The organism is Telluribacter roseus, assembly GCF_017355915.2.
Classification (GTDB): domain Bacteria; phylum Bacteroidota; class Bacteroidia; order Cytophagales; family Spirosomataceae; genus Telluribacter.
The window spans coordinates 174,057-195,455 of the sequence record NZ_JAFEUV020000010.1; the positions used below are offsets into that span (position 1 = coordinate 174,057).

The following is a 21,399-nucleotide window of genomic DNA, read 5'->3' on the forward strand; positions in this document are numbered from 1 at the left end:
AAGCGCTACTGCTGATTAAGTTTACCTTGACGGACTACTTATTTGGTAGCAGCACTTTATATTTGCTACCAACACCTACCCTACTACTCCCATGCATACCCAGCCCCTCAGAGTGATCATAACCGGCTCTACCGGCATGGTTGGAGAAGGCGTCCTGCATACCTGCCTAATCCACCCCGACGTAGAAGCAGTACTAGTAGTAAACCGGAAGCCTTGCGGGGTAGTACATCCTAAACTTAAAGAAATCATCCATTCAGACTTCTTTGATCTTACTCCTATCGAAGATCAGCTGGCAGGCTACAACGCCTGCTTCTTTTGCCTGGGTGTGTCGTCAGTAGGTATGTCGGCCGACGAGTACTACCGGCTTACCTATACCCTTACCCTACAGTTCGCACAGCTCCTGAGCCGGCTGAACCCTGCAATGATCTTTTGTTACGTATCCGGCGCCGGTACCGACAGTACCGAACAGGGCCGCATCGGCTGGGCCCGGGTAAAAGGTAAGACCGAAAATGAGTTGAGAAAGCTGCCCTTCCGCCAGGTATTTGCCTTTCGCCCCGGCTTTATCCAGCCCCTCAAAGGCATGCAGCATACCCATAGCTACTACACTTACATCACCTGGCTCTTTCCGGTAGGCAGAGCCCTGTACCCGAAAGGTTTTTGTAGGTTGGATGAACTGGCCCTTGCCATGATCCATGTCGTCAAAAAAGGGTATCCTAAGAATATTCTGGAAGGAGATGATATTATTCTGGCCGCTAAACTCTAACATAGCAGTAAAGTCTGCTGACAAAACTTTACCGGAAGAGCAGAGAAACTACAAAAGTCACCCTACCAGTAACTATTTTTGCAGCCACATTATGCTGTTAACCTCCTACTATGCCTGATATTCCGTTTGAATTAATACTGTTGTGCCTGGCCTCGTTCGGGGCCGGTTTTATAGATTCCATTGTGGGTGGTGGCGGACTGCTGCAGACTCCTGCCATGCTCATCATACTACCTCAGTACCCGGTGGCTACCATCCTGGGTACTACCAAGATCCCCTCGCTCAGTGGTACTACCCTGGCGGCGTTCCGCTACGCCAGCCAGGTCAAGATCAACTGGAAGGTACTCATCCCGGTTATCCTCATAGCCTTTCTGGGAGCACTGCTGGGTGCCTACTGCATTACCCTCATCAGCAGTACGTTTATCAAGCCTTTTATACTAGCCATACTTGTGCTGGTGGCGATCTATACCTACTCCAAGAAAGACTTTGGCCTCCACCAGGAGAAAGGCTACTCTACCTTTAAGCAGATCCTGATCGGACTCGCCTTCGGCCTCGCCATTGGCTTTTATGACGGACTGATTGGTCCGGGTACGGGCGCTTTTCTGATGCTGGCCTTTGTTACGCTGATTGGCAATGACTTTCTGCATTCCACTACCAACGCCAAGTTTGTCAATGTCGCTACCAATGTGGCAGCCATCATCTACTTCAGTCAGTCCGGGCATATCCTGTACCAGTACGCGATCCCCATGGCAATTTTCAACGTAGGAGGTTCCTTTCTGGGTACCAGGCTCACCCTCCTCAAAGGCAACAAATTCATCCGGACGTTCTTCCTGATAGTGGTGTTTGGTACTATACTTCGCTTTGCCTACGACTTGTTTCTGAAGCCAATGCTGTAATAGCTGAATCTATAAAGCACAAAAGCCAGCGCTTGATGCGCTGGCTTTTGTATTAGTAAGGTATATACCACTACTCAAGGCTACGCTCCATAACAATGTATTCAATGCCTTCCTTGGTAAAGGAGGTACCTGTAGTATGTAGTCCAAACCTGGCATAAAAGCTGGTTTTGTCACGCCTGGCGTTGCACCATATCCGCCTGATGCCCTTCTCCCTGGCTACATCAAGTACATGGTTCAGCAGATGGGTACCCAGCCCCTGCCCCTGCTCTTCCACCAGCGTAGCAAACTTCCTGAATTGCATTTCATCCTGGTTTACAAAGCAGGAGATGACTGAGGCTAACCTCTCATTCCTGAACAGGCCGTAATGCAACCCCTGGTCGTCGTCACTGATCTTTACAAAGTCAATGGGTTTATCAGGCCACATCACCCGCTGCCTGATGGACCAGGTATCTTCCGGAGTTATTTCTTGTATAGTCAAAATACGTTTGTTTTTAATCCGACTGATGTACCTCTGATTAGATTTCCACCCGCTTACTGCCCCAGAAACCGTAGAACAGGATATATACATAACATATCAGAGGGATCAGGAAAGAAAACTGCAGGTTGTCGGTAATATCAGCGATGTACCCTTGCAAGGGAGGTACAATGGCACCACCTACAATGGCCATCACCAGTAACGACGATCCCTGGCTGGTGTGCCTTCCTAATCCGTCAATGGCTAGTGTAAAGATAGTAGGAAACATGATAGAGTTGAATAGCCCAATGGCCACCACCGACCACATCGCTACCTGTCCTTCCGCAAACATCGTGAGCAGCAGCAACCCTATCACCGCGGCCGAAAACAAGCCCAGCGTACGGCTGGGAATGGAGCGTCCCAGGAAGAACACAAGCAGGTTGAGGGCGATCAGGCCCAGCGTAATCATAGCCAGGTTCAGATCGTACAGGCTATAAATGGTCAGGAAGGTAACTACCGAGATACCCGCAATGATAGCTAGTTTGGAAGATCGGGTACCCGACTGTGACAGAGAAACCGCTCCAAAAAAACGACCGATCATGGCGCCTCCCCAGAAAAAGGCAAGGTAGTACTTAGCCTCTGATTCGGCCAGTCCGGCTATTTGCGGCAGCTCAAAGTAGCTGATCAGGTTGCTACCGATACTTACCTCCCCTCCTACGTAAGCAAATATGCAGATGATCCCAAGTACCAGGTGGCGGTACTTCAGGGCACCGGCATCGGCCACCACTTTACCTTCGCCCGTCACGTGGGGCAGCTTTGATATCCTGATAATGGCCGCTATCACCAGCAGCGCACCGGCGAGTCCCAGGTAGGGCATCTTTACGGAGTCGGCATTGGGAGCAGCCAGCGACTGCGCTTCTTCAAAAATAAGGTACCCACCCAGGATGGGAGCAATGGTAGTACCGAGGGAGTTGAGCGCCTGGGTCAGGTTCATACGGCTGGAGGCCCCTTCGGGAGTACCCAGTATAGCTACATAGGGATTAGCGGCAATCTGGAGAACGGTAATACCCGATGCCAGTACAAACAGAGCACCCAGAAAAAACGAGTAGCTGGTAAGGTTGGCCGCTGGAATGAAGAGCAGACATCCTACCGCTGACACCAGCAATCCAATGATGATTCCATTTTTGTACCCAATCTTCATGATCGGGTCGCCCTTGGTAATCGAAAAAATGAAGTAGATGAGTGAAATAAAGAAGTAAGCGCCGAAGAAGGCGGTCTGGATCAGCATGGCCTGCCAGTGCTGCAGGGTGAATACATCCTTAAGCTTAGGTATAAGAATGTCATTCATACAGGTGATGAATCCCCACATAAAAAACAGCAGGGTCACTGTCATCAGGGGGCCGGTATAATTCTTGGGTTGTAACTCTCCTACCCGGTCAGCAGGAGCATTGGTAACAGGTGCTATTCCAGCCATTGTACTTTAATTTGGAGTTGATTAGTTAGGTAATGATTAGGTTAGATTCAGGTATGCAAAAAGGAACACCTTATTTTAGAACGTCAGAGGGAGGTACTGATCTACCCGATAAATAAGGATCATTGCCGCGGCTTTGGCACCAAAAGACATTCAATGGATTATCCAAAACCCTCCCACTTTTGTACTACTACGCTTACAAATTTAGCCACACCGGTTTGTTTCGAATGCCTGCAAGACAAAATATTTGCATTCGGTTACTAATCAACCTGGTTCACTCCACTACTACTTTTTATTCTGTTTGGGCTCCTCAGGCCGGTAGGGTAAGCTACATTTGGATGATAGTTACTGAACCAAAAGCAGGAGTGGCTCAATGACGGGAAAGTACCCGAATGGGTGGTAGTACTTGTTGTTTTTGGATTCCTGAACGTAACGGGTCTTTACACCCCAGTAATCGGGCAAATACAACGGCAGATTCTGTCCACTGGTCTGATGACCCCATCCATTCCCTTCGGCAGTTGTTCAACTGCTGAGAGTAGGATGATTAACTGAGATGTTTTATTGAGATTGTGCTGATACTGACAGGAAGTATAAACCTGTAGAAACACAATTGTTGTCTGTCCCGTCTATGTCAAGAAGAAATGCATCCAATGGTAGGCTATGTAAATCACTTTTCATACCGAATCGGCCCTACATATTATAGGAGTACACAATGTTATAGGGTCTGCCAGAAAACAATTATATTTAACTAAAACTAATCGACAAACGAATTAAGTATTTCCTGGTCAACACTGGCACTTCTAGAGTCTAAGCCAGTATCATCTTTTTTTGACTGTAACACTGATGCGAAAAATACGGGTATTAGCAGTAGAGGACGATGAGTTGCATGCAGACGTCCTTCGTATGGTATTGGACCAGCTTGACTACGAGCTGATCAATATTGCTTCTACTTCTGGAGAAGTAATGAGCCTGCTGAAAGCTACTAAACCTGATGTACTGCTGATGGACATTGACTTGAATGGAGAAGAGTCAGGAATTGATCTGGTTAGGAAGATAAATAGTCTAACCGACATACCTGTGATTTACCTGACATCATTCAAAGATGATGCTGTCTTCAGGCAGGCTCGGGAAACTATGCCGGAAGCTTACCTGACAAAGCCCTATGAAGCCGAAAACCTAAGGGCAGCCATAGAACTGGCTGTTTTAAAAAAGCAAAAGGAGATAAATAGCCTTCTAAAAACAGTTGAAAGCTCCGCTCCTGCCAGTACTGTCTTCGTGAAAGAGGGGAATACCTTAGTCAAGGTAAAGTTACAGGAAATAGCCCTGGTTGAAGCATACGATAAATACTGCTTTATATATATCAAAGAAAAAAAACACCTTCTTAACCTCCAGTTCAAAAGCCTGTGTGAGCACCTGCCGTCCGATCAGTTTATACAGGTACACCGGTCCTATATTGTTAACCTGGAAGCCATAGAAAAAGTGAGACTTCCGCAAAATGATTTGGAAGTGGCGGGTAAAATTGTGCCAGTAAGTAAAACCTACCGAAACCTGCTTTTTTCTCAGCTCAAAATGCTATAATTTCCGGTACGGAATACAAACCAGATATAGAAATGATCTTAACTGATCGCTTCATAGAATTGATAAATACCCCGTCAGCAGCTCTTTGGGCCAGCAATTGCAACCAGGAGCTGGAACCAGAAATGGTGCGGCTCTTAGGAACTAAGGTTGAACCTGACAGAGAGCATATCCTTTTTTTTCTGCCCCTGAAATATGGAGAAGGACTACTACACAACTTTACCCATACCGATAAGCTTACCTTTTTGCTCGCGATTGTACTTACAAATGAGTCTTATCAACTAAAAGGATCTTATCTGTCCCACCGCCCCTGCAACAGTGCTGAAGTAGAATTTCAGAAAGAGTACATGACAGGCCTTAGTACTGCCATATCCGAATACCAGGGTTTACCCGGAGAAAGCGCCTTCAATGCCTATTATCATCAACCCAGTGTGGCAGTACGTATGCTGGTGCGTGAAGCCTATGAACAGACACCCAAGATAGGAGCAGGAGAAAAAGTGCTTTAGATTTACTTGAATGGAGCTATGGAAAGCGAAGCGAAAATATCCAGGGAGATGATGGCCGGTCTGCAGGGCGTAGTACCTAGCACGCTGGCTACCTGCTCAAAAGACGGAATGGCAAATGTTACCTACATTTCACAGGTCTTTTATGTAGATGAAACCCATGTAGCTCTTTCCTGCCAGTTTATGAACAAAACCTGGCATAACCTTCAGGAAAATCCAAAGGCCGTCGTCATAATTACCTGTCCTGCCACCTTTACACTCTGGCAACTGCGGCTTCGCTATCTGGAGGCACAAACCCAGGGACCTGTTTTTGAGGAGATGGACATGCAACTGGCAGCCATTGCCTCGCTGCATGGGGTGCCGGAGGGGCTCTATAAAATACGATCTGCCCTTATCTGTAAAGTTGAGCAGGTCAAATGTTTGTACCATCCTCATTCTGCTTAAGATATGGCAGATATTGAGCCACTCAATCAGGTTGTCAGAGAGCTGGAAATAGAGAAACGGAAAAATGAGATTATCCGGCAGCTGGCTACAGAGGTAAGCAAGCCATCCTCTCTGAAAGAAAAACTTGATGCCATCCTGTCGGTGCTGGATCAGCGCTTTGCTCTGAAGCATACCATGCTACTTATACCTGACGAAAACCAGCAAAAACTGAAGGTACTCTCCAGCAGGGGCTTTGATGAGAGAGGCATTGGAGCAGAGGTAAAATTTGGCGAAGGAATAATTGGCGTGGTGGCAAGCCGAAAGCAGAAACTGCGCCTGGCCAATATTTCACGGCAGCGCAAGTACCTGCACACAATAACCGATAACAAAATAGAAAAGGCTCCACTGGCTTTGCCGGGCCTGCCGGACGTGGAAAGCCAGGTGGCCATTCCTTTGTTGGTAATGGAGGAGCTGATTGCGGTACTGTCGGCGGAGAGCAGGGACCTTAACTTTTTCAGCCCGGAAGATGAGGAGTTCCTGATGACGCTTTCCCAACTAATGGCTCTTTCTATTCAGAACGCCATTATAATGGATCAGCTGGAGCAAAAAGTGCTCGAGCGTACCCTTGCCCTGGAGCAAAAGAAAGGGGAGCTCGAGAAGGCGAATGCCAGTAAAGACCGTCTTTTTTCCATTATCGGCCACGACCTCCGCAGTCCGGCGGCTGCATTGCAGCAAGTGGCAGGGCTCATTCAGTACTACAGTAAGAAAGGTACTCCGGAGCAGCTAAACACTACGGCCAGCCATATTGTGAAGGCTGCAAAAAGTATCAACGAAACCCTGGATAACCTGCTGAACTGGTCAGTAACACAAACCGGAGATCTGAGGATGCAGCCAGAAAAGATAAATCTGGCCACTGAGATAACAGAAGTAGTGGAAATATTTGAGGAGGCTGCGCATACCAAAAACATCAGTATAGAATTACATACTCCTGCTGATATAGTGGCCCTTTCGGACCGCAATGCTACTCTTACCATTCTGCGCAACCTGCTCAGCAATGCCCTTAAGTTTACCAGGCCCGGAGGCCAGGTAACGATTAGTGTCCGGCAACAGGATGAAGCCGCTGAAATAACCATCCGGGACAACGGGTTAGGTATTGCGCCTGAAAATATGCCTGCACTCTTCGAGCTGAAAGACCACAAGAGCACCCCGGGCACTGCCAAAGAAAAGGGCACCGGTTTAGGCCTGGTGCTGGTAAAAGAGATGGTACACCTGAATGGAGGGCAGCTGTCTATGGCAAGTGTGCCGGGCGAAGGCACTACCGTTACTATTCATCTGCCGCTTTCCTTGTAAGTATTCTTTTCCACTCGCGCCGGACCGCCATCATTTCACTCCTTTTTCCGGCCCACTCATTCCTTTTCCGCCGGGGTCCTTTTTGCCTCCTGTACTTTTGGTTCATATTCAACTAAAAGCAAAGTGAACCATGAAAAAAGTACTGATAATTGGCGGAACCGGAACAGTAGGTAGCCAGGTAGTAAAAGAGCTGCTGAAAAAAGGACAGCAGGTGCGTGTATTAACCACTTCAAAGGAGAAATGTGCTGCCTTGCCAAAGGGAGTGGAAGGAGTACTAGGGGACTTAGCCCAGCCAGCTAGCTTACCCACAGCTTTCGAAGGCGTGGATAAGGTGTTTATGGTAAATGCTCACAGTCAAACGGAGCTTACGCAGGCAGGTAATGCCATTGCAGCCGCAAAAAGAGCAGGTGTTCAAAAGCTGGTATATCAAAGTATACACAGAGCGCATGAGTACCAGGTTATCCCGCATGTTGCCACCAAAGTGCAGGTGGAGGAATTGGTTCAGCAATCCGGCCTGAACTACACGTTTGTATGCCCCAACAACTTCTTTCAGAACGACTTCTGGTTTAAAGATGCTATACTACAGTATGGCATCTACCCGCAGCCTATCGGAGATCTGGGAATGAACAGGATAGATGTACGTGATATAGCTGAAGTAGCTGTTACAGCCATGTTTTCGCAGGAGTACGATGGCCAGTCCATTCCTCTGGCAGGTCCTGATATTCTAAATGGAGCCGATACGGCCCGAATCCTTAGCGAAGAGATTGGGATACAGGTGAACTACGCAGGTAATGACCTGGTACCGTGGGCAGAACAGACCAGACAGATCATGCCGGATTGGATAGTTGACGATTGGACTATCATGTACAGTCAGTTTCAGCTTAGAGGGGCAGTGGCTACGGAACAGGAGCTGGAATTACTTACAAAGGTACTGGGAAGTGTCCCCAGAAGCTACGCCAGCTTTGTAAAAGAGCATATTCCATTTTTTCAACCCGCCCCATCACTTGTTTAATTTTAAACAGGCCATCTAAAATGAAAAAGAAATTCGCTTTATACCTATCACTACTGGGAGTGGCAAGTAGTATTCTTGTTGCCTGCTCTCAATCAAAATCACAAGAAGGTCCTAAGGTCATTTCTGGCAATACGCATGAGCAGTATACCCAGGATCAGGTTCGGCGAGGAGACTATCTGGTGACAATTATGGGATGTAATGACTGTCATTCTTCTAAAAGATTTGGCCCCAAAGGGCCTGTACCTGACCCGCAGCGTCTGCTGTCGGGCCATCCGGCAGATCTAGCACTTGAAAAGGTTGATACCACGCTGATTGGTAGATGGGTCCTGTTCAATCAACACAATACCGCTACGGTCGGTCCATGGGGAGTATCATTTGCCGCTAACTTAACACCAGATCCGACGGGTATCGGAAGCTGGACAGAAGAGCAGTTCTTCAGAGCAATGCGGGAAGGAAAGGCTAAAGGAATAGCCAATAACAGGGACATCCTGCCTCCTATGCCGTGGCCAATGTTCTCCAAACTAGAAGACGAAGACCTCAAAGCGATCTTTGCTTATCTGAAATCCATCCCACCCGTAGAAAATGTTGTACCTGCTCCTATGCGCCTGAAGGACATCAGTAAGTAACCCGTATATTATTAAGAACGGGGGTAATTAGAATACTCACCTAGTAGCCATGACACATTACTATCTACCACGATAAGCTACCTTCTACATTCAGATTAGAAGTATTACCGGCACAGGGAAGCCGCTACATTCTACTATGTAGCGGCTCCCCTGTTGTAGACCGGACTGGTTTATGCTGGATCTTTCTGCTCAGATCAAGTACATAACCAGATAAACCTATCATACAGAAGTACCTATATGATTTAAAAGATTTCGGGGGTCCAAGTTCTCCACGATTGATGATGTTCTTTGTGCTTGATGTCATCTATACAGGCAAATCGGCTCGTAAGTGAGGAACAGAACATTCAGGGCTTGTGGCCAAAACCTGTTTATAGATCAGGCCTTGGCGTAAGTACTTATAAACGAGAGGTTGCGACCTGTCAGAATCATTGATTTTTCATATGACGACCAAAGGAAGAAAAAGAAGTCGACTATTATCTAAATAATAGACAATAAGTATTAGTCAATTATATACCTTTGTAATCCAATCTCTTTCGGACCATGTCGTACCCTTACCAATCAAGAAAATGAAGTCTATATTCCTGGTACCAATCCTCCTCCTGCTGAACCTGGCTCCCTGTCTGGCGCAGTCAGTGAGTAGTGCTGATCCTGTCAGAATCGCACTGTACCCGCAGCAGAATGATTATCGTAATACCCTGAGCCTGTCGGGGATGTGGCAGTTCAGAAAAGACTCCCTGGAAGTAGGCGAAAAAGAAGGGTGGCAGAAGGGGCTAACACAGACACGTTCTGGCCACCGTGGCAGCGGCGAGACCCGGTCTGGCGAGACCCGGTCTGGCGAGACCCGGTCTATTGCGGTACCGGGTAGCTGGAACGAACAGTTTACCGATATGCGTGACTACCTCGGCATGGTATGGTACGAGAAGGAAAGCTACGTACCCAGCACCTGGAAGGGGCAACGCATTTTTATCCGCATCGGCTCGGCCAACTACGCCGCTAAGCTCTGGATCAATGGCCAGCTGGCAGGTACTCACGAAGGAGGACATCTGCCCTTTGCGTTCGAAGTGAGCCAGTTCATCAACTGGGGTGCCGCCAACCGCATCTCCATTCAGATCGAAAACCATCTGAAGCCCAGCCGGGTACCTACGGGTAATGTACAGGGCGGCCCTTTCTCCAACTTCCCTAAGTCCAACTACGACTTCTTTCCCTACGCGGGTCTGCACCGCGACGTGTGGCTGTACTCCCTGCCTGCGGTAGCATCAATTAAGGATATCACTGTCAGGACTAGCTTCACGGGTACTACGGGCAGTGTAGAAGTGCAGGTAGCTACCGAAGGAAAAGCTACGCGGGGCAGCATCACCATTACCGGCAATGGCAAGAAATACGAAGCTCCGATCCGCCTGGCGGGCAATGCCGCCACGGCTACTGTTTCCATCCCGGATGTGCGGCTGTGGTCGCCGGAAGATCCGCATCTTTATCAGGTAGAGGTGACAATAGGTGATGGTAAAACAACCTATGACCGCTACTCCCTCGAAACCGGCGTACGTACCATTACTACGACTGATAAGCAGATCCTGCTCAACGGCAAGCCGGTATTCCTGAAAGGCTTTGGCAAGCATGAAGACTTCCCTGTGCTGGGCAGAGGTACTTCCAATCCGGTCATTGTGAAGGATTTCTCGTTGATGAAGTGGACCGGCGCTAACTCTTTCCGTACCTCTCACTACCCCTACGACGAAGAATTTATGCGGATGGCCGACCGTGAGGGCTTCCTGGTCATTGATGAGATTCCGGCGGTAGGCCTCTACTTCCACGGCGATACCACCGAGCTGGCCCAGCGCCAGGTTATGGTGAAGCAGTACATCAACGAGCTCATTACCCGAGATAAGAACCACCCGTCGGTAATCATGTGGTGCGTGGCCAATGAGCCTTTCCCACGAGATGTTAGTGTCACCGGAGGACCCGGTGGTCGGGAGGCAACGCCCAAAAGCATCGAGCTCTTTAAGGAAATGTTCACCCTGGTCAAACAAAAAGACCCAACCCGGCTGGCGGTGTTGGTGGGCGTGATGGGCGGTCCCCCGGAATGGGTGGGTATGTCGGATGTGATCTGTATCAACCGGTACTACGGCTGGTATACCCACGCTGGTGACATGAACGGCGCCGTCAGATTGCTGTCCATGGAGATGGATGGCTTGCACAAGAAATTTAATAAACCCGTAATGATCACAGAATTCGGGGCTGATACCTACCCTGGTATGCACACTGATGAGCCGGAGATGTTTACCGAGGAGTTCCAGACCAACTTCATCAAGGCCTACCTTGACGTGGCGGCCACCAAAGACTACGTAGCAGGTATGCATGTGTGGGCCTTCTCCGACTTCAAGACCGGGCAGGGTATCATCCGCTTCGGTGGGGTCAACTACAAAGGGGTATTCACCCGCGATCGCAAGCCTAAGGCGGCAGCCTTCTACCTGAGGTCACGCTGGACAAAGAAGCCTTCGCTTTAGAAAACATACCCGTTTACTACCGGTAAGAAGTACAGAAGCTGTATTTTAGCTCAACAATTACGATTCGATATACTTCTTACCGGTATCACCCTATATATTATGCGTGCTCCTAGCAAAGAGGACTACATACAACAACTATCCATTGATTGCGTCATTTTTGGCTATCAGGACAAGCAACTCAAAGTACTGGTACCGAAGCTTAATTTTAAAGGCGACTTCTGGGCCCTACCCAGTGGATTTATCTATCAGAACGAAAGTATAGATCAGGCCGCCCGCCGGATCCTGGAAGGCCGGACCGGCATCAGGGACATCTACCTCGAGCAGTTCAGGGTATTTGGCGAAACGGGGCGCTCTACCAAAACTTTTTTAGAGCGACTCATTGAATTAAATAAGGATAAACTGGGTGATGACCAGTTCAACCGGAAAGAGTTTGAATGGTTTACCCGGCGCTTCGTTTCCATTGGGTACTATGCCCTAGTAGATATCAATAAAGTGACGCCTCAGCAAAATGAGATAGATGAATCCATCGGCTGGTATGATATCAGGCATTTACCTTCTTTGATCCTGGACCATCATGAGATTGTGGCCAGAGCCCTGGATACCTTGCGGCTCAACCTCGACGAAAAACTGATAGCCTTCAACCTGCTTCCCGAAACCTTTACGATGAAGGAAGTACAGGAGTTGTACGAGGCCATCTATGACAAACCTTTTGCCCGTAACAATTTTCAGAAAAAGATTCTGGACCTGAATGTCCTGGAACGTCTGGAAAAGAAGTACACGGGTGCCGCCAACAAAGCTCCCTACCTGTACCGCTTTCAGAGGTCTTAGGGAGTACTTACTGATCAGAGACCACCATAGTTTCCGGAACAGCCTAAGCATTATGCTTCTGCCGTTCCGGTTTTTTATTTTATTATAAATAAATCATTATATGATCGAATTTAAAAATTAATGAAATTTTCACTGCATAACATGAGTAAATTTAGCTTACTCTTGTATCATATAGGTAGTTAGGAATAAGTAGACTGAGTCAATTAAAATCTAAGTTCATCCATGACCCAGCGCCAGCGCTTGCACGAGATCACCCGATACGTACGGAAGCACGGTGAGCTAACTGTGTCTCGGGCCTGCGAACTATTTGGAGCTTCGTCGGCCACCATCCGTCGCGATTTCAGCCTGCTTATGGAGGAGGGGGCCGTCAGCCGTACCTGGGGAGGTATTTCGCGGAAGGAAGAGGAGGCTACGGATCTGGCGGGGCAGCCGGCCTGGCTGCGCGAAACACTATTTGCCGACGAAAAGAAAAAGATTGCCGCGACGGCCGCTTCCCTCGTGGAGGACGGCGACGTGGTGATGATCGACGGTGGCACTACCACCTACCATATGGCGAGGTACTTGGCCAACCGGCCGGTAACCGTCATTACCAACTCAATCCTCATCGCCCACCAGATAGACCTGGAACGCCAGAGTAAGTACGGGGCGGAGGTACTGGTGACGGGGGGGCTGATCTATCCGGAAGCAGGAATGCTGGTAGGACCACAGGCCATCAAAAACATCCGTGAGTACTATGCCCGCTGGGCGTTTCTGTCGGTGGGTGGAATCGAAGCCGAAGGGGTCACCAACTCGAGCCAACTGGTGGTGGAGACGCAGCGAGCCATTATGGAGCAGTGCGAAACCCGCGTCCTGCTGGCCGATCACAGCAAGTTTGGCCGAAAGAGCCTGTGCCGCCTGTGCGGCATCGGTGAGATAGACCTGCTGATCACAGACTCGCCACCTGGCCAGGCTGACCTGATCGACAACCTGCGGAGCCGGGGCCTCCATGTAGTACAAACCAACTAATCCTGACATACTAACCTTATGAAACGTTACTGCCGCGCCCTGGATCTGGTAGATGATCCCGCCCTGATTGAAAAGTACATCTGGCACCACGCGCCCGAAAACCACTGGCCCGAGCTGCAAACCCTCCTGCGGGAATCGGGGGTCCTGAGCATGGAAATCTACCGCTTCGGTACCCGGATGTTCATGATCATGGATGTAGACGACTCTTTCAGTTTTGAGCGCATGGAGCAGGTCCATCAGCATCCGGTGTCCAAAAAATGGGAGGAGCTAATGTGGCAGTTCCAGAAGCCCGTACCCGGCGCCAGTGAAGGCGAAAAGTGGGTACTAATGGAGCGGGTGTTCCAATTCCCCGTGCTGGAATCCTAAGTTCAACTCCTTTTGACAACTACCCTATAGTATACTATGGAATATAGACAATTAGGCCGTACGGACATGAGGGTTTCGATCCTGGCTTACGGAGCCTCTCCCCTCGGCGATGTGTTCGGTACTACCGACGAGCGCGAAGGGGCACGAGCTGTACATACCGCCCTTGATGGCGGCATCAATTTCTTCGATGTAGCGCCTTTCTACGGAGATACCCTGGCCGAAACACGCCTCGGCAAGGCCCTAAAGGGCAAGCGCTCCGACGTATACCTGGCCACCAAGTGTTGCCGCTACGGGGATGGTAGCTTCGATTTTTCGGCCAAACGGATCATGAGCAGTATCGACGAGTCATTGGCCCGCTTACAAACAGACTACGTAGACCTCTATCAGGTGCACGACATTGAGTTTGGCGATCGGGAGCAGGTACTCAACGAGGCCATACCCGCGGCATTGCGGATGAAGGAGCAGGGTAAGGCCCGCTATGTGGGCTTCTCGGGCCTGCCGGTCAGGTACCTGGCCGATATCGCCCGTCTGGTAGAGGTGGATACGGTGCTGTCGTGGGGACACTACACCCTGCTCAACGACGAGATCAACGACGAGCTGGTACCCCTGTCGCAGCAGCGGGGCTTTGGTCTGCTCAACGCGGCTCCGCTCATGCAACGCATCCTGTCCGACGCGCCCGTACCGGCCTGGCAGCAGTCGCCACCCGAGGTGAAGGCCATCCGGCCCCGGCTGCTGGAGCTGTGCCGGGAGTATGGCGTCGCCCTGAGTGACGTAGCCCTCCGCTACGCCCTTGACCATCCCCATATCGCCACCACGATTGTAGGTATGGCCGAGCCTGACTACGTAGCCCAAAACCTGCGGGTTCTGGACTTTACCCCTCCCGATGGTCTGCTAGAAGCACTCATGGAAACGATCGCTCCCGTCAAAAACCAGATGTGGTACGAGGGCAAGCCCGAAAATAACCTATCCAAACCCCTACCCTGATATGAACCAGCAACAGGCTTTTGTACTGGTCGAGCCCGGATTGACCGAAGTAAGAAACATAGAGGTGCCCGTGCCGGGCGAAGGAGAAGCGCTACTCCGGGTGAGCCAGGTGGGCTTCTGCGGGGGCGACCTGAACGGTTACCGGGGACTGTTTGAATTGCAGGAGTACCCCAACGTATTGGGGCACGAGATTGGTGCTACCATCGAGGCGGTGGGGCCCGGTGTACCTTCTGACTTCCAGCCCGGCCTGCAGGTGACGGTCAATCCTTACCAGCACTGCGGCGTGTGCCTGTCGTGCCGCAAAGGCCGTACCAACGCCTGCCAGGATAATAAAACCATGGGTGTACGCCGACCGGGCGCCATGACACACTACATTACGGTACCCTGGCAAAAACTACACTCTTCCGACCATCTCAGCCTGCGGGAGCTGGCGCTGGTAGAGCCCCTGACGGTAGGCTTTCACGCGGCCAACCGCGGACAGGTTACGGCCGACGATACGGTAGCCGTACTGGGCTGTGGCATCGTAGGCATGGGGGCTCTGGCCGCGTCGGCCCACAAGGGGGCGACGGTGATTGCCGTGGATATTGACGACGACAAGCTAGCCATTGCCCGTAAGGCGGGCGCGCACCATACCATCAATGCCTCTACTACTGACATGCAGGCAGCACTTCGTGATCTGACCGGAGGTGACGGCCCTGATGTGATCATTGAGGCGGTAGGGCAGGCAGCTACCTACCGGGCTGCCGTGGACGCCGTGGCCTATACGGGACGGGTCGTGTACATCGGGTACGCCAAACAGCCGGTGGAATACGCCACGGGTACCTTTGTCCGGAAGGAAATAGAAATACTGGGCTCCCGCAACTGCCTGGGTGAGTTTCCGGAGGTAATCAAGTACCTGGAAGCGGGTAAGTTTCCCGTGCAGGAGGTTATCAGCCGGACGGTCACGCTGGATGAGGCCGGAGTGGCCCTTGCGGAGTGGTCGGCGCAGCCCGGCCCGATCATCAAAATGATGTTAGACCTCGAACAAAACTAGTCTTTGCATGAAACCTGCCGTAACCATTGCGCTGGTACCCCAGATCCGGAAAGGCCCCTGGATCTATTGGGACGACCTCGAAACCAGTATGCAGAAAGCCGCCGCCCTTGGCTTCCCGGCCGTAGAACTATTCACTCCTTCACCTCTGGATGCAGAGCGGATCAGCGAACTGTGTCGGACGTATGGGTTGCAAATAGCCGCCGTGGGCACCGGCGCCGGTAAGGTACTGCATGGGCTTACACTCACCGACCCCGACCCGACCGCGAGGCAACAGGCCGCTGACTTTATCCGGGACATGATCCATTTTGGGGCTCAACTCGGGGCACCGGCTATCATTGGCTCCATGCAAGGCAACGTGCCGGTGGATTTCGATCGGGAGCTGGCGCTGGACTGGCTGGCCCAAGGGCTTGACCAGCTGGGGAGCTACGCCGAAACTCAGGGTGTACCGCTGATCTACGAACCCCTCAACCGTTACGAAACTGGTCTCATCAACCGCCTGGGCGATGGAGCTAGTTTTCTTACCAGTCTTCGCAGTCGCAACGTTCGTCTGCTGGCCGACCTGTTTCATATGAATATTGAGGAAACCTCCCTTCCCGACAGCATCCGGGAGGCTGGTGCCCTAATCGGCCACGTCCACTACGCCGACAGCCACCGCGGTCCCATGGGCACCGGACATACTGAGGTACCGCCCGTGGTGGAGGCCCTACAGGCCATAGGGTACCGGGGCTACGTGTCTGCGGAGGCTTTTCCCTGGCCCTCCCCCGATGCGGCCGCCCGGCAGACTATGGAGTCATTCCGCGCGCAGTTCGGCCCCTTCGAGTAGGCCCATGTACCTGGCGGCGCGCAGCAGCGCTTCCAGGTACCTTTATTTTCCCTGCCTGATTGCTTCCACTCAATAAAAAGTACATGTATCTGTTGGAAGACATACGGATACATTGTAACTTTATACTACTTCGCTCCTACCGGATGCTGAGATCTTAATGGATTGCTCCAATAGGTACTGGCTGATCGGGATGCAGAGAAGTACCCTCCCATTTCTAGCCATACAACTGGTTTACGCGTCACGTATTGTTTGATCCATGAAGCCTTAGTCAGGAGGGCATGAAGAGGTACCGGCGATTATGCTTCTGATTACTAAGAGCTGAGCTATACCGCTCTTGCCTACGTTATGGTTCCCTTCCCTTTGAAGTATGAGTATAGGTTATATGCTAATCCAACCTACCTATGGCAGCAACAAGAAAGCCTCCGTCAGCGACAGGCGCCGGAAAAGGTAAAAAAGAGTTTGGTACCTTAAGCTGGGCTATTTTTCTGGGTAGTGCGTTTGTTATAACTTTCTACCTGTTTGTTACGTATAAGGAAGAGCTTTACCAGTTGGCCCCCCAGTACTCTGCTATTATCATTTTAATTGCTGCGCTGGTACCAACGTTTCTGCTGTTTGGCGGACTAAAGTCCACGGCAAAATATACAGGGATTCAAGTACTGGGTGGGAGTCTAGACCTGGGAGGGGCAGCCGCTTTTTATCTGGCCCTTGTCTACTTTACATTTTCCCAAACCCGCGAAAGCCCCTTCACAGCTACAGTTAATGTTTTTTCAAAGGCCGATTCTACCGAGTCAGTAGCGGCTGGGCAGGTCAATCTACTATATGGGCAGTCCTCTCTGCCCAGGCCGCTGAGTGAAGGACAAGCCACCTTCAAAGAGATCCCCGCCGATTATAAAGGCAAACCACTACTGGTACTGGTGCGAGCCGAGGGGTACCTACCCCAAAAGCAACGAGTAACTATCCTGCGGGAAAACAGTACTATCAACATCTATCTGGACAAGGTCGCCGATCAGGTAGTTATGAATGGGACGGTCATTGATAAGAAAGGGCAACCAATCAGTAATGCTATCCTGTACTTTGGCAATGAAAAGAGTAAGGCCGTTACGGACAGTTTGGGTATGTACTCCGTAACTATTCCCTGTAAGGACGGCGAGGAGCGCAACGTAAAAATCTATCTGGGCAAGAAGCTGGAATTTAACGGGCACACCACTATTTCGGAAAAGGGTAATCGGGACTTTATGCTGGTGAATATATGAGGACACTACTTATATCTTGTATAATCACCCTTTTCACCTCCTCTCAGCTGACGCAGGCGCAGAATACGCTCGTCCTTAAATGCAAGGTACAGCACCTCAAGACTGGGCTTATGCCTAACTACCCCCTACTGATCAATGGCCAGCAGGCACTCACGGACGGCCAGGGCTTTATTTACTTCCCCGTCAGGACTACCAACGCCTACGTAACCATAGAAGCCCTAAACTCTTCTAAAATTTCGATTCTCTACCCGGTGAGGGGGCATTTGTCTATACCGAAAGACGAAAACGAAATACTGGAAGTAGTACTGGGCAGTCCGGAAGATAGCCAGCTCCTGCACAAAAAGTACGTGTCGGTGATTCAGAAAATGATCCAGGAGAGCAATGATGCGCTGATCGAAAGCAACAGACAACAGTTCGACTCGCTGGCCCTGCTGATCCAAACCCTGGAAAAACGGAACCGGACACTGGAAGAAGAAAAGGCCCGGGCAGATGCAAAACAAAAGATATTTCAGGAGATCAGCAGCGATATCCGGGAGTACTCGATCAGGGCAGCTAACCTGAGACTTGCCCTGAAACACTCAGCCCGGTTCGCCTACGAAAACGGCCTTACCGCTAATGAACTGAATACGGCTGTGATGAAGTACAACGCGATATTCGAAAGGCTGAGCCCGAGGCGTAATGTATACGAGCAAAATGTAACGGAGTACTGGAGTGATAGCAGGGACGTTTCGGCAGGAAATCATTTCAAGGCAATGATGCGGTTTGCTCTAGATACGCTGCACGAGCAACACATCCTGTCCCTGATGGCGGTCATTGACCAGATCAACGACTACCGGCAGAGGCTCCGAAACGGTGAGAAAATAGGCAATGCCGATAAGCAAAAAATCCAGCTTGACATTGAGAAGAAACTGGCCGTGTTAGAGCCCGAAATTAACGAGTTACTAGTGCGAGTCAGTGAGTTTCAGAAGCTTTTTACACTTTAACTTTTCATCTATGAAACCCAACGTTTATCCAACATGGAAAGCCGTCGCGAATGGATTGAGCCTCTGCTTTTTTCTGGGTTGCTCTCCTGGTGCCGGTCCTGAGCCTGAGTTTGTACCAAACCTTTCGCAACTCTGGCACGACAGTGTCGACAATGGCGTAACGTTTAAGCACTGGATCACCTGGTCCTATTTCCCTAACTGTCCAACGCCTGCCCCCTGTAAAAACGAAGGGTACTTTACCGGATCGGACAGCTACCGGCAGGGTAACGTTTCTTCATCCTGTAGTATGGCAGGGTATTTTAAGAACCACCACATTGAGTGGTTTTATCCAGAAAGTATTCAGAACTCGGACTGTCCGATCAAAGGGGCATCCTTCAAAGGTACCATTAATGATGAATCCAATCTTATTACTGTGAAAAGTCCAACCCTTGGGGATCTGGTACTACGCAAGAACTAGGCAGGATCAGGTACCAGCAGTGCCTACCTTATCCACGTTCATCCGCAGCTAAGCTGAATGCCTAACCATAGTTGAACAGGAGAATCCTAGGACATACCGGATACTTCATGTAGTTTTGAGTGAGGATATCTACTTATGAAATTAGAAACTTTTCAAACTACAATTATCTGGGCCCAGATTGACGGCAATATGCATTTGCGTCATTCGGCCTATGCGGATATTGCGGCTCACGCGCGTGTACAAATCCTGAATCAAATAGGTCTGGACCACAAAACCTTTACCTCCCTTCAGCTAGGTCCTATTCTGTTCCGGGAGGAGTTGATCTACCTGCGGGAAGTAGTACTGAATGAAACCGTTTCCGTGGAGACGACTTTAACGCATTCAACCGCCGATGCGTCACGCTGGTCTTTCCGGCACGAGTTGTACCGATCGGATGGTGTAAAAGCGGCAGTCGTCAACGTGGATGGAGCCTGGCTGGATCTGACCAAAAGAAAGCTAACTATCCCACCTGATAATGTGGTAGCCCAACTGCTCGGACTACCCAAGAGCGAAGACTATAAGCAAACTGATGTACCGGGTAAGGCTCAATAGCCACTTTAATTTGCATATAAGTAGTAGACATCAGCATACTCTCTACAACGGGCTGGCTGGTGCTGCTACTTCATGAACATCTTCAGGTACTTTTCCTTCTTTTCGGTATAGGGAGGATAGCGAAAAGGTATGTCCAGTAGCGTGGAAGTCTTAAGTACCCCTTTGGCGTGGGTAAAGGTATCGAAGCTGTACTTGCCGTGGTAGGCGCCAAAGCCACTGGTACCAATCCCGCCGAAAGGAATGGAAGGATTACCCAGGTGCATGAGCACGTCGTTGATACAGCCACCTCCGAAGCGAATTGTGTTCAGGATGTACTCCTGGTTCTTCTTGTCATCACTGAAGAAGTACAACGCCAGCGGGTACGGATTCTGTCCGACGATGGCAGGTACTTCACTAAGCTTGTCAAACGTAAGGATAGGTAGCACCGGCCCGAATATCTCCTCCTGCATGATCGGGTCATCCAGCGTTACCTCATCAATCAGTGTAGGGGCAATGTACTTTTCTTCCTCCCTGACCTGCCCGCCCAGAACGATCCTGCCCTGACCAAGGTACTTCGATACGGCATCAAAACGTTTCCTGTTGACCATCCTCGGATAATCCGGACTCACGGCAGGATCATCTCCATAAAACTTCCGGATGGATTGGGCCATATGTCGTATAAACTCATCCTTCCGGGAATGATGTATTAGTATGTAATCCGGCGCTACGCAGGTCTGCCCCGCATTCACGAACTTACCCCAGGTTATGCGGTTGGCCGACTTCTCCAGGTCGGCGGTTTTATCTATGATGCAGGGGCTCTTCCCGCCCAGCTCCAGAGTAACCGGCGTCAGGTGCTTGGCGGCTGCTGCCATGATGATCTTCCCAACGGGCACACTTCCGGTAAAAAAGACGTGGTCAAAGGCGAAATGGTCCATCAGTTCAGGTACCACCACGTGCCCCTGTCCCTGAACCACGGCAATGTACTCTTCCGGGAAGAACTCCTTCACCAGGGCTTCCGCGACGGCCGCCGTATGAGGTACCTCTTCGGATGGTTTCAGGATAGCGCAGTTGCCCCCGGCGATCGCCCCCACCAGCGGACTAAACAGGAACTGAAAGGGGTAGTTCCAGGGAGCAATGATCAGGGTGAGCCCCAGCGGATCACGGTAGATTCGACTTGTAGAAGGCTGCGCTACCAGCGGACTCCTGACCTTTCCGGGCTTCATCCACTCTTTCAGATGGTCTAGCGTGTAGTTGATTTCCTCGTGCAGGAACCCAATCTCGGTCGCGTAGGCTTCGGCCGATGCCTTGTGCAGATCGTCGTACAGCGCCTGGGTGATCTGGTCCTCATACACCTCAACAGCCCGCTTGAGCTTCTTAAGCTGCTTTTTCCTGAAACTGTAGGACCTGGTGGCCCCACTCTCAAAAAACTGCTTTTGTGCAGCAAAAAGGGCGGAATACGTTGAGCTAGCTACCATCTTACATCTATCGTTTACCAGAACATACAGTACGTATGTCTGTTACAACGC

General features: G+C 50.4%; 22 protein-coding genes. 19 read left to right on the forward strand and 3 right to left on the reverse strand.

The genetic code is table 11. From position 1 onward, the window contains the following. Window positions 1-91: 91 nt before the first annotated feature. Complete coding sequence (locus JTN23_RS18395; protein ID WP_247236491.1) at window positions 92-763, forward strand: Rossmann-fold NAD(P)-binding domain-containing protein; 672 nt, start codon at window positions 92-94, stop codon at window positions 761-763. 110 nt (window positions 764-873) lie between these two features. After that, window positions 874-1,656: a sulfite exporter TauE/SafE family protein gene (locus JTN23_RS18400; protein WP_247236492.1), complete on the forward strand. Its 783-nt coding sequence runs from the start codon at window positions 874-876 to the stop codon at window positions 1,654-1,656. 70 nt (window positions 1,657-1,726) lie between these two features. On the opposite strand, the gene JTN23_RS18405 is transcribed toward JTN23_RS18400, so the two are convergent. Both JTN23_RS18405 and JTN23_RS18410 read right to left on the reverse strand, forming a co-directional pair. Beyond that, complete coding sequence (locus JTN23_RS18405; protein WP_247236493.1) at window positions 1,727-2,134, reverse strand: GNAT family N-acetyltransferase; 408 nt, start codon at window positions 2,132-2,134, stop codon at window positions 1,727-1,729. A gap of 37 nt (window positions 2,135-2,171) precedes the next feature. Then, the gene (locus JTN23_RS18410) at window positions 2,172-3,584 is read right to left on the reverse strand and encodes a sugar MFS transporter (protein ID WP_247236494.1); all 1,413 of its coding nucleotides are present in this window, start codon (window positions 3,582-3,584) and stop codon (window positions 2,172-2,174) included. A gap of 840 nt (window positions 3,585-4,424) precedes the next feature. On the opposite strand from JTN23_RS18410, the gene JTN23_RS18415 reads away from it, so the two are divergent. The 17 genes from JTN23_RS18415 to JTN23_RS18495 all read left to right on the forward strand — a co-directional run bounded on the left by JTN23_RS18415 (window position 4,425) and on the right by JTN23_RS18495 (window position 19,894). After that, window positions 4,425-5,159, forward strand: a complete 735-nt coding sequence (locus JTN23_RS18415) for a LytR/AlgR family response regulator transcription factor (RefSeq protein ID WP_247236495.1) — start codon at window positions 4,425-4,427, stop codon at window positions 5,157-5,159. 32 nt (window positions 5,160-5,191) lie between these two features. After that, window positions 5,192-5,662 carry a hypothetical protein gene (locus JTN23_RS18420; protein ID WP_247236496.1) on the forward strand — a complete coding sequence of 157 codons (471 nt, stop codon included), beginning with the start codon at window positions 5,192-5,194 and terminating at the stop codon, window positions 5,660-5,662. Window positions 5,663-5,680: 18 nt separating this feature from the next. Next, on the forward strand, window positions 5,681-6,103 hold the full coding sequence (locus JTN23_RS18425; RefSeq protein ID WP_247236497.1) for a pyridoxamine 5'-phosphate oxidase family protein: 423 nt from the start codon (window positions 5,681-5,683) through the stop codon (window positions 6,101-6,103). 3 nt (window positions 6,104-6,106) lie between these two features. Continuing rightward, window positions 6,107-7,432 (forward strand): GAF domain-containing sensor histidine kinase, encoded by a 1,326-nt coding sequence (locus JTN23_RS18430; protein WP_247236498.1) that lies wholly within the window; start codon window positions 6,107-6,109, stop codon window positions 7,430-7,432. 130 nt (window positions 7,433-7,562) lie between these two features. Further along, the gene (locus JTN23_RS18435) at window positions 7,563-8,444 is read left to right on the forward strand and encodes an SDR family oxidoreductase (RefSeq protein ID WP_247236499.1); all 882 of its coding nucleotides are present in this window, start codon (window positions 7,563-7,565) and stop codon (window positions 8,442-8,444) included. A 20-nt stretch (window positions 8,445-8,464) separates the two neighbouring features. Beyond that, window positions 8,465-9,070 (forward strand): c-type cytochrome, encoded by a 606-nt coding sequence (locus tag JTN23_RS18440; protein WP_247236500.1) that lies wholly within the window; start codon window positions 8,465-8,467, stop codon window positions 9,068-9,070. A 566-nt stretch (window positions 9,071-9,636) separates the two neighbouring features. Further along, on the forward strand, window positions 9,637-11,571 hold the full coding sequence (gene uidA, locus JTN23_RS18445; RefSeq protein WP_247236501.1) for a beta-glucuronidase: 1,935 nt from the start codon (window positions 9,637-9,639) through the stop codon (window positions 11,569-11,571). A gap of 99 nt (window positions 11,572-11,670) precedes the next feature. Beyond that, window positions 11,671-12,399: an NUDIX hydrolase gene (locus JTN23_RS18450; protein ID WP_247236502.1), complete on the forward strand. Its 729-nt coding sequence runs from the start codon at window positions 11,671-11,673 to the stop codon at window positions 12,397-12,399. 222 nt (window positions 12,400-12,621) lie between these two features. Continuing rightward, window positions 12,622-13,404, forward strand: coding sequence for a DeoR/GlpR family DNA-binding transcription regulator (locus JTN23_RS18455; RefSeq protein WP_247236503.1), 783 nt, complete (start codon window positions 12,622-12,624; stop codon window positions 13,402-13,404). Window positions 13,405-13,422: 18 nt separating this feature from the next. Further along, entirely contained in the window at window positions 13,423-13,770 is a 348-nt protein-coding gene (locus JTN23_RS18460) for an L-rhamnose mutarotase (RefSeq protein ID WP_247236504.1), read from the forward strand. A gap of 36 nt (window positions 13,771-13,806) precedes the next feature. Then, window positions 13,807-14,754 carry an aldo/keto reductase gene (locus JTN23_RS18465; RefSeq protein WP_247236505.1) on the forward strand — a complete coding sequence of 316 codons (948 nt, stop codon included), beginning with the start codon at window positions 13,807-13,809 and terminating at the stop codon, window positions 14,752-14,754. A 1-nt stretch (window position 14,755) separates the two neighbouring features. Beyond that, window positions 14,756-15,787, forward strand: coding sequence for a zinc-binding alcohol dehydrogenase family protein (locus tag JTN23_RS18470; protein ID WP_247236506.1), 1,032 nt, complete (start codon window positions 14,756-14,758; stop codon window positions 15,785-15,787). A gap of 7 nt (window positions 15,788-15,794) precedes the next feature. Next, complete coding sequence (locus tag JTN23_RS18475; protein ID WP_247236507.1) at window positions 15,795-16,610, forward strand: sugar phosphate isomerase/epimerase family protein; 816 nt, start codon at window positions 15,795-15,797, stop codon at window positions 16,608-16,610. A 401-nt stretch (window positions 16,611-17,011) separates the two neighbouring features. Next, on the forward strand, window positions 17,012-17,863 hold the full coding sequence (locus JTN23_RS18480) for a hypothetical protein (RefSeq protein WP_247236508.1): 852 nt from the start codon (window positions 17,012-17,014) through the stop codon (window positions 17,861-17,863). A 110-nt stretch (window positions 17,864-17,973) separates the two neighbouring features. Then, a complete protein-coding gene (locus JTN23_RS18485; RefSeq protein ID WP_247236509.1) occupies window positions 17,974-18,846 on the forward strand; it encodes a hypothetical protein in 873 nt (290 codons plus the stop codon). 10 nt (window positions 18,847-18,856) lie between these two features. Continuing rightward, entirely contained in the window at window positions 18,857-19,303 is a 447-nt protein-coding gene (locus JTN23_RS18490; RefSeq protein WP_247236510.1) for a hypothetical protein, read from the forward strand. Between the two features lie 135 nt (window positions 19,304-19,438). Continuing rightward, window positions 19,439-19,894 carry an acyl-CoA thioesterase gene (locus JTN23_RS18495; RefSeq protein ID WP_247236511.1) on the forward strand — a complete coding sequence of 152 codons (456 nt, stop codon included), beginning with the start codon at window positions 19,439-19,441 and terminating at the stop codon, window positions 19,892-19,894. Window positions 19,895-19,959: 65 nt separating this feature from the next. Here the strand turns inward: JTN23_RS18495 and JTN23_RS18500 are convergent, their stop codons facing one another. After that, window positions 19,960-21,348, reverse strand: coding sequence for an aldehyde dehydrogenase (locus tag JTN23_RS18500; RefSeq protein ID WP_247236512.1), 1,389 nt, complete (start codon window positions 21,346-21,348; stop codon window positions 19,960-19,962). Window positions 21,349-21,399 lie beyond the last annotated feature (51 nt).

What these genes read in the sequence shown, in the direction of transcription:
- JTN23_RS18425 (WP_247236497.1), top strand. Translation starts at nt 5,681, where the DNA reads ATGGAAAGCGAAGCGAAAATATCCAGGGAGATGATGGCCGGTCTGCAG.
- JTN23_RS18415 (WP_247236495.1), top strand. Translation starts at nt 4,425, where the DNA reads ATGCGAAAAATACGGGTATTAGCAGTAGAGGACGATGAGTTGCATGCA.
- JTN23_RS18500 (WP_247236512.1), bottom strand. Translation starts at nt 21,348, where the DNA reads ATGGTAGCTAGCTCAACGTATTCCGCCCTTTTTGCTGCACAAAAGCAG.
- JTN23_RS18465 (WP_247236505.1), top strand. Translation starts at nt 13,807, where the DNA reads ATGGAATATAGACAATTAGGCCGTACGGACATGAGGGTTTCGATCCTG.
- JTN23_RS18420 (WP_247236496.1), top strand. Translation starts at nt 5,192, where the DNA reads ATGATCTTAACTGATCGCTTCATAGAATTGATAAATACCCCGTCAGCA.
- JTN23_RS18475 (WP_247236507.1), top strand. Translation starts at nt 15,795, where the DNA reads ATGAAACCTGCCGTAACCATTGCGCTGGTACCCCAGATCCGGAAAGGC.
- JTN23_RS18430 (WP_247236498.1), top strand. Translation starts at nt 6,107, where the DNA reads ATGGCAGATATTGAGCCACTCAATCAGGTTGTCAGAGAGCTGGAAATA.
- JTN23_RS18435 (WP_247236499.1), top strand. Translation starts at nt 7,563, where the DNA reads ATGAAAAAAGTACTGATAATTGGCGGAACCGGAACAGTAGGTAGCCAG.
- JTN23_RS18410 (WP_247236494.1), bottom strand. Translation starts at nt 3,584, where the DNA reads ATGGCTGGAATAGCACCTGTTACCAATGCTCCTGCTGACCGGGTAGGA.
- JTN23_RS18450 (WP_247236502.1), top strand. Translation starts at nt 11,671, where the DNA reads ATGCGTGCTCCTAGCAAAGAGGACTACATACAACAACTATCCATTGAT.
- JTN23_RS18485 (WP_247236509.1), top strand. Translation starts at nt 17,974, where the DNA reads ATGCCTAACTACCCCCTACTGATCAATGGCCAGCAGGCACTCACGGAC.
- JTN23_RS18400 (WP_247236492.1), top strand. Translation starts at nt 874, where the DNA reads ATGCCTGATATTCCGTTTGAATTAATACTGTTGTGCCTGGCCTCGTTC.
- JTN23_RS18460 (WP_247236504.1), top strand. Translation starts at nt 13,423, where the DNA reads ATGAAACGTTACTGCCGCGCCCTGGATCTGGTAGATGATCCCGCCCTG.
- JTN23_RS18490 (WP_247236510.1), top strand. Translation starts at nt 18,857, where the DNA reads ATGAAACCCAACGTTTATCCAACATGGAAAGCCGTCGCGAATGGATTG.
- JTN23_RS18455 (WP_247236503.1), top strand. Translation starts at nt 12,622, where the DNA reads ATGACCCAGCGCCAGCGCTTGCACGAGATCACCCGATACGTACGGAAG.
- JTN23_RS18495 (WP_247236511.1), top strand. Translation starts at nt 19,439, where the DNA reads ATGAAATTAGAAACTTTTCAAACTACAATTATCTGGGCCCAGATTGAC.
- uidA (WP_247236501.1), top strand. Translation starts at nt 9,637, where the DNA reads ATGAAGTCTATATTCCTGGTACCAATCCTCCTCCTGCTGAACCTGGCT.
- JTN23_RS18470 (WP_247236506.1), top strand. Translation starts at nt 14,756, where the DNA reads ATGAACCAGCAACAGGCTTTTGTACTGGTCGAGCCCGGATTGACCGAA.
- JTN23_RS18480 (WP_247236508.1), top strand. Translation starts at nt 17,012, where the DNA reads ATGGCAGCAACAAGAAAGCCTCCGTCAGCGACAGGCGCCGGAAAAGGT.
- JTN23_RS18395 (WP_247236491.1), top strand. Translation starts at nt 92, where the DNA reads ATGCATACCCAGCCCCTCAGAGTGATCATAACCGGCTCTACCGGCATG.
- JTN23_RS18440 (WP_247236500.1), top strand. Translation starts at nt 8,465, where the DNA reads ATGAAAAAGAAATTCGCTTTATACCTATCACTACTGGGAGTGGCAAGT.